General features: G+C 74.1%; 3 protein-coding genes and 1 pseudogene. 2 read left to right on the plus strand and 2 right to left on the minus strand.

Annotated features, from left to right (window positions below):
• Window positions 1-2,367 (minus strand): annotated as a pseudogene (locus HCJ92_RS20670) (Rne/Rng family ribonuclease); the annotation flags it as partial.
• 148 nt (window positions 2,368-2,515) lie between these two features.
• The gene (locus HCJ92_RS25155) at window positions 2,516-3,742 is read right to left on the minus strand and encodes a nitroreductase family protein (protein ID WP_420824751.1); all 1,227 of its coding nucleotides are present in this window, start codon (window positions 3,740-3,742) and stop codon (window positions 2,516-2,518) included.
• Window positions 3,743-4,031: 289 nt separating this feature from the next.
• Here HCJ92_RS25155 and HCJ92_RS20680 point away from each other — a divergent pair, with 289 nt between their 5' ends.
• Both HCJ92_RS20680 and HCJ92_RS20685 read left to right on the plus strand, forming a co-directional pair.
• The gene (locus HCJ92_RS20680) at window positions 4,032-6,452 is read left to right on the plus strand and encodes a phosphoketolase family protein (RefSeq protein ID WP_167935128.1); all 2,421 of its coding nucleotides are present in this window, start codon (window positions 4,032-4,034) and stop codon (window positions 6,450-6,452) included.
• 94 nt (window positions 6,453-6,546) lie between these two features.
• Window positions 6,547-6,936 (plus strand): hypothetical protein (locus tag HCJ92_RS20685; protein ID WP_167935129.1); only part of this gene is annotated, 390 nt, incomplete at its 3' end.

Genomic DNA, 6,936 nt, shown 5'->3' on the forward strand with positions numbered 1-6,936 from the left:
CTCCGGCGCCGACCGCTCGACGGCCGGCTCGCTACGCGACTCGGACTCCGCGGCTGCGTCTGCGGCGTCGGTCCCGGCGGTCTCGACCGCGGCCGGGGGGCCGGCGGGCGCGGACGCCTTGCGGGAGCGGCGGCGGCCTCGGCCCCTGCGGGCCGCGTCCTCCGCCTCGGCGACGCTGCTGTACAGCTCCTCGTCGGCCGCCAGCGGCGCGGAGGAGGTGTCCACGTCACCGCGGGCGGACTCCGTCCGATGGTCCGCCGTGACGTGGCCGTCGTGGTCGTCGTGGTCGTGATCGTGACGCTGAGCGGCAGCGTCCTGCTGCGCCGCGGCTTCCGCGTCGGCCTGCTTCTGCTTCTTGCGGCCCTTCTTGCCACCGCCACCGCCACCGACGCCCTGCGGCTGCTCCAGGTGGACGATGACGCCGCGGCCGTTGCAGTGCACGCAGGGCTCGGAGAAGGACTCCAGCAGACCCTGGCCGACCCGCTTCCGGGTCATCTGGACCAGGCCGAGCGAGGTCACCTCGGCGACCTGGTGCTTGGTCCGGTCCCGGCCCAAGCACTCCAGCAGTCGCCGCAGCACGAGGTCGCGGTTGGACTCCAGCACCATGTCGATGAAGTCGACGACGATGATGCCGCCGAGGTCACGCAGGCGCAGCTGGCGGACGATCTCCTCGGCCGCCTCCAGGTTGTTGCGGGTGACGGTCTCCTCGAGGTTGCCGCCCTGACCGGTGAAGCGGCCGGTGTTGACGTCGATGACGACCATGGCCTCGGTCCGGTCGATCACCAGCGAACCGCCGCTGGGCAGGTAGACCTTCCGGTCGAGGGCCTTCATCAGCTGCTCGTCGATGCGGGTGCCGGCGAAGACGTCGACCTCGGAGGTCCACTTCTCCAGTCGCCCCGCGAGGTCGGGGGCGACGTGGGAGACATAGCCGTGGATCGTCGACCACGCTTCGTCACCGCTGACGACGACCCTGGAGAAGTCCTCGTTGAAGATGTCGCGCACGACGCGGACGGTCATGTCCGGCTCGCCGTAGAGCAGGGTCGGCGCGTTGCCCTTCTTGGCCTTCTGCTGGATCTCCTGCCACTGGGCCTGGAGCCGCTCGACGTCGCGCGTCAGCTCGTCCTCGGTGGCGCCCTCGGCAGCGGTGCGGACGATGACGCCGGCGTCGTCGGGGACGATCTTCTTCAGGATCTGCTTCAGCCGGGCGCGCTCGGTGTCGGGCAGCTTCCGGCTGATGCCGGTCATCGAGCCCTCGGGCACGTAGACCAGGTAGCGGCCGGGCAGCGAGATCTGGCTGGTGAGACGGGCACCCTTGTGACCGATGGGGTCCTTGGTGACCTGCACCAGCACGGGCTGGCCGGACTTCAGCGCCGCCTCGATGCGGCGGGGGCCGTGGCCCATGCCGAGCGACTCGAAGTTGACCTCGCCGGCGTAGAGGACGGCGTTGCGCCCCTTGCCGATGTCGACGAACGCGGCCTCCATGGAGGGCAGCACGTTCTGGACCTTGCCCAGGTAGACATTGCCGACGTAGCTGGCCGACTGCTCCTTGTTGACGTAGTGCTCGACGAGGACGTCGTCCTCCAGCACGCCGATCTGGGTGCGCTCGCCGTGCTGCCGCACCACCATGACCCGCTCGACCGCCTCACGGCGGGCGAGGAACTCGGCCTCGGTGATGATCGGCACCCGGCGCCGGCCCTGCTCGCGGCCCTCACGGCGGCGCTGCTTCTTGGCCTCCAGCCGGGTGGAGCCCTTGATGGACTGCACTCCGTCGGAGCTCTCCTGCGGCTCGCCCGACTTCTTGCGGCGCGGTTCACGCACCTTCACGACGGTGCGCTCGGGGTCGTCCTCCGAACCGTTCGGCGCGTCGTCGCTGTCGGAGCCGCGGCGGCGCCGACGGCGGCGACGGCGGGAGGAGGAACCACCGGAACGGCCGTCGGCGTCGTCGTCGGACTCGCTGTCGGTCTCGGCGTCGGACTCGGTGTCGGTGTCCTCGTGCTCCTCGACGGCGTCCTCGGCCGGGGCCTCCTCGACGGCCGCGGCACCGCGGCGACGGCTGCGGCGCCCCCCGCCGGTCCCCTCGGCGCCCTTGGCGTCGTCGTCCTTGGCGTCGTCCCGCCTCGGGGCCTCCCGGTCGGGCTTCTGCTCCGCCTCGGGGGTCTCCTCGGGACCGTCGCCCTCGTGGCCACCGGTCTCGGCGGCGCGCTGGGCGGTCTCGCTGCGTCGACGGCGGCGTCCGCCGCGACGGCGGCGACGGCCGCTGCGCTCGCCGTTGTCGTCTCGGTCGTCGAAGTCGGCCGAGGAGGTGGTGTCCTCGTCCATCTCCTCCTCGTCCACGTCGTCCGCCGCGTCGGGAAGTCGCGCCGCCCGCGCTCCGTTCCGGGACCGTCCATCGCGCTCACCTCCGTCGTCGCGTCACCGTCGTTACGCCGACCGCCCCACCGCCGACCGCCCCGCCGCGTGGGCTCGGCGGCACCCCACGGGTGTGCCCTCGACCGTGCGGCGCCGTCTCGGGCCGTCAGTCGGCCAGCGAGAGGACCTCCCGCAGCGGGCGGCGGGGCGTGGCACCGCCGGGTGGCCCGTACCCGAGCCGGAGCACCATGTGCACGTGGCCGGGGCCGGACTGCGGGTCGCGCAGCAGCCACCGCAGTTCGGGCCATTCGATCGCCTGGGTGGCGAAGGAGGCCCGCAGTCCGTGTCGCGTCGCTTCCAGGAGGACGCGTTCCAGCGCCTGTCCGGCGAACAGCCAGTCCAGCGGGTGGTCGCCGCGGGTGCGGAGCAGTGCGATCCGGGGGTGCCGCTCGAAGTCGGCCAGTCGCCGTCCGGCGGTGGCGGAGCGGCCCGCGAAGTCACGGACCGGTGCCGCGCCGGAGGCGCGGACGGGCCCCTGTGCGCTCACAGGGATGCCGTCCCGGGTGTCACCGCGACGTCGCCCGTCGGCCGGCGGGACGGACCGGCTGCCGGTGGGGTCACGTCGGCCTGCCGCGGGCTCCACCCAGCGCTGTCGTTCGGCCTCCCGGTCGGTGTCCATGTGGTCGTAGCCCTCCGCGTCCCGGGTCAGGTCCAGCACCAGCCGGCGGTGCGAGCCCTCGGGGAAGCTGAGTTCGGCCCCTTCGGCAGCCGCCGCCGCCGCCAGTTCCGCCCGGACCACCGGGGGAACCGGGTGGTCGCTGAAGGGGTGGCGGCTGGTGTGCCGGGCGTGGATGGCGGGGTGGAGCGCGGCGGGCGCGCCGGGGTCGCCGACCTCCACGCCGAGCGGGGGCCGGGCAGCGGGCAGCCCGGGCGGGCGGGTCGTCCCGGGCCCGCCCCGGTGGCCGGCGGAGGGAGCGGGCACGCCGGACGGCACCGACGCCGCGGTGAGCAGACCGGCACCGACCGCGGCCCTGGCACCGGCGGCGTCCCTGCGGTGGTCCGCGTCGCCGCCGACCAGGCGGACGGCTGCCAGCAGCTCCGGTTCCGGCTCTCCGCCGGGCAGCAGCGTGATCTCCGGATGCAGCCCGAGGTGGGCCGCGGCGACCCGCAGGTTGAACAGGGCCGCCCCGCAGCCCAGGTGCAGGCCGCGCGTACTCGGGTCGGACAGCGGCATGGCGCGGTCGAGGTCGGCGTACAGGCCGAGGACGCCGGTCGTCCGCCGATACCGGAACCGCCAGGGTTGCGCGTTGTGCATCGACGGGGCGGCGGTGGCGTCCCGGACGAGCGCGAGGACGGTCGCGTCGTCGGGTGCCGTGGGAGTCGGCGCGTGCACGGGAGCCTCCCTGCCGTCGGGGGTCTTCCTCCAGCATGCTCCTCCCGCGCGGGTTCCACCTCACGGCGACCGCTCCGCGCCGTCCGGCTGTCCGACGGCGGGGGCGGGGCCGTCGCGACCGGGCCACGCGCAGGGCAGACAGGGCGGTCGCGCAAGACCCCCGGCGCGCGGACGCCCCGGGGAGCGGACGCGGTCGCGTGCTCGACGCAAGGCGGGGAGGCTGGAAGGAGACGCCGGGCCGCACCGGCCCGGGCGCCGCCCGAACATCCCGACCCTCGCGAGGTCCCCCATGGCCGCCGACACACTCGCTCCCGCAGTCCGCTCCCCCGCCGTCACCGAAACGGAACTGGCATCACTGCTCGCGCACTGGCGCGCGGCGAACTATCTGGCGGCCGGGCAGATCTACCTGATGTCCAACCCACTGCTGCGGGAGCCGCTGCGCCCGGACCACATCAAGCCGCGGCTGCTGGGGCACTGGGGCACCGCGCCCGGACTCAACCTGGTTCACACGCAGCTGAACCGCGTCGTCCGTCGGCGGGGGCTGCCGGTGCTCTGCGTCTGGGGGCCGGGACACGGCGGGCCCGCGGTGCTGGCGAACAGCTGGCTCGACGGGAGCTACTCGGAGTTCTACCCGGACGTGGGTCGGGACGAGGCGGGCATGGGCCGCCTGTTCCAGCAGTTCTCCTTCCCCGGCGGGGTGCCGAGCCATGTCGCGCCGGAGACGCCGGGGTCGATCCACGAGGGCGGCGAGTTGGGCTACTCGCTCTCCCACGCCTACGGGGCCGCGTTCGACCACCCGGAGCTGGTGGTGGCCTGCGTGATCGGGGACGGCGAGGCGGAGACCGGCCCGCTGGCCGCGTCCTGGGCCTCGACCCGCTTTCTGGACCCGATGCACGACGGCGCGGTGCTGCCGATCCTGCACGTCAACGGCTACAAGATCGCCAACCCCGCCCTCGCCGCGAGGGTCCCGGGGGAGGAACTGGACGCGCTGCTGCGCGCGCACGGCCACGAGGTGCTGCACGTGTCGGGGGACGACCCGGCCTCGGTGCACCGCTCGATGGCGGCGGCGATGGACGTCGCGCTGGACCGGATCACGGTGATCCAGCACGCCGCGCGGACCGACGGGTGGCACGGCACCCCCCGCTGGCCGGCGATCGTGCTGCGGACCCCGAAGGGATGGACCGGTCCGCGGGAGGTGGACGGGAAGCAGGTTGCCGGCACCTGGCGCGCGCACCAGGTGCCGCTCACCGAGGTGCGGCAGAACCCGGCGCACCTGCGGCAGTTGGAGGAGTGGCTCCGCTCCTACCGCCCGGAGGAACTCTTCGACGGGGCCGGCGGGCCGAGCCCGCAGGTGCTGGCGGCCGTTCCCGCCGGCGCCGGGCGGCTGGGCGCCTCCCCCTACGCCAACGGCGGTCTGCTGCTGCGGGAGTTGCCGCTGCCGCGGCCGGAGGAGTTCGCCGTGCCGGTGGAGCGCCCCGGGGCTTCCTCCCACGAACCGACGCGGGTGCTGGGCCGGTACCTCGCGGCGGTGATGGCGGCCACGGCGCGGCGGCGCGACTTCCGGGTGGTCGGCCCGGACGAGACGGCCTCCAACCGCCTCGAAGCGCTGTACGAGGTGAGCGGCAAGGCGTGGCAGGCGGAGACGCTGCCGGTGGACGAGAACCTCGACCCGCACGGCAGGGTCATGGAGATCCTCTCCGAGCACACCTGCCAGGGGTGGCTGGAGGGTTACCTGCTGACTGGCCGGCACGGGATGTTCTCCTGCTACGAGGCGTTCGCACACATCGTGGACTCGATGGTGAACCAGCACGTCAAGTGGTTGCGGGTGTCGAGGCGGCTGCCGTGGCGCCGTCCGGTGGCGTCGTTGAACTACCTGCTCACGTCGCACGTGTGGCGGCAGGACCACAACGGGTTCTCGCACCAGGACCCCGGGTTCGTGGACCACGTGCTGAACAAGTCGCCCGAGGTGGTTCGGGTCTACCTGCCGCCGGACACCAACACCCTGCTGTGCGTGGCGGACGAGGCGCTGCGCAGCCGTGACCAGGTGAACGTGGTGGTGGCGGGGAAGCAGCCGACCTTCGACTGGCTGTCGCCCGAGGAGGCGGCCACACATTGCGCGCGGGGCGCGGGGGTCTGGGAGTGGGCGGGGACCGAGAGGCCCGGGGAGGAGCCGGACGTCGTGCTGGCGTGCGCGGGCGACGTGCCCACCCAGGAGGTGCTGGCGGCGGCGTCCCTCCTGCGGCGGCTGCTGCCGTCGCTGGCGGTACGGGTGGTGAACGTGGTGGACCTGGCGCGGCTGCTGCCGGAGGAGGACCACCCGCACGGCATGTCGGCCCGGCGGTACGAGGCGCTGTTCACCCGGGACCGGCCGGTGGTCTTCGCCTACCACGGCTACCCGTGGCTGATCCACCGCCTGGCGTACCGGCACGACCGCGGTGACCACCTGCACGTCCACGGCTACCGCGAGGCAGGCACCACGACCACGCCGTTCGACATGACGGTCCTCAATGACCTGGACCGCTACCGGCTGGTGATGGACGTCATCGACCGGGTGCCGGGGCTGGCGGTGCGGGCGGCGGGGGTCCGGCAGGCGATGGAGGACGCCCGGTTCCGGCACCACCGCTGGACGCGGGAGTACGGCACCGACATGCCGGAGGTCGCCGAGTGGCGCTGGCCGGACGGCGGCGGCGCTGCCGGGGCGGCGGGGTGAGGCGCGGGACGGTGCGCGTGCAGCCGGCGTCCCCCGCGCAATGGTGGGGCCAGCCCCCGTGTGCCCGGCCGTCCCGGGCCCTAGCCTCGTCGGTATGAGCAGCCAACGTGACCCCGAGCTGGCACAGGAACTGGCCGCCGCGGTGGAGACCCGCCGGGAGCTGGGCGCGGCGTACGACGAGGAGCTGGTCGACAGCTTCGTGGAGAAGGTCAACCTCCGTATCGACGCCACCGTGGACAAGCGGGTCCGCCGGCGGCTGGCGGAGCAGCAGCTGCCCGTCGGCGCGCGGGGCGGGGGGCCGGGCCGGGCGGAGCCGCGGGGGCCGGGCGGCCCGCTGGGGCTCGCCGTGGCGTCGTTGCTGCTGGCGATCCCGCTGTCGGCGATCGCCGCCTCGCACGTGGGGCTCGCGGGGCTCTTCGTGGCGTGGAGCGGCATCGTCGGCGTCAACGCCTGCTACGCGCTGTCGCGCCGCGGCGACCACGAG

Source organism: Streptomyces spiramenti (assembly GCF_012034385.1).
In the GTDB taxonomy this organism is placed as follows: Bacteria; Actinomycetota; Actinomycetes; order Streptomycetales; family Streptomycetaceae; genus Streptomyces; species Streptomyces spiramenti.

Excerpts from the sequence above, each read along its gene's own strand:
- HCJ92_RS20680 (WP_167935128.1), top strand. The coding sequence starts at position 4,032 with ATGGCCGCCGACACACTCGCTCCCGCAGTCCGCTCCCCCGCCGTCACC.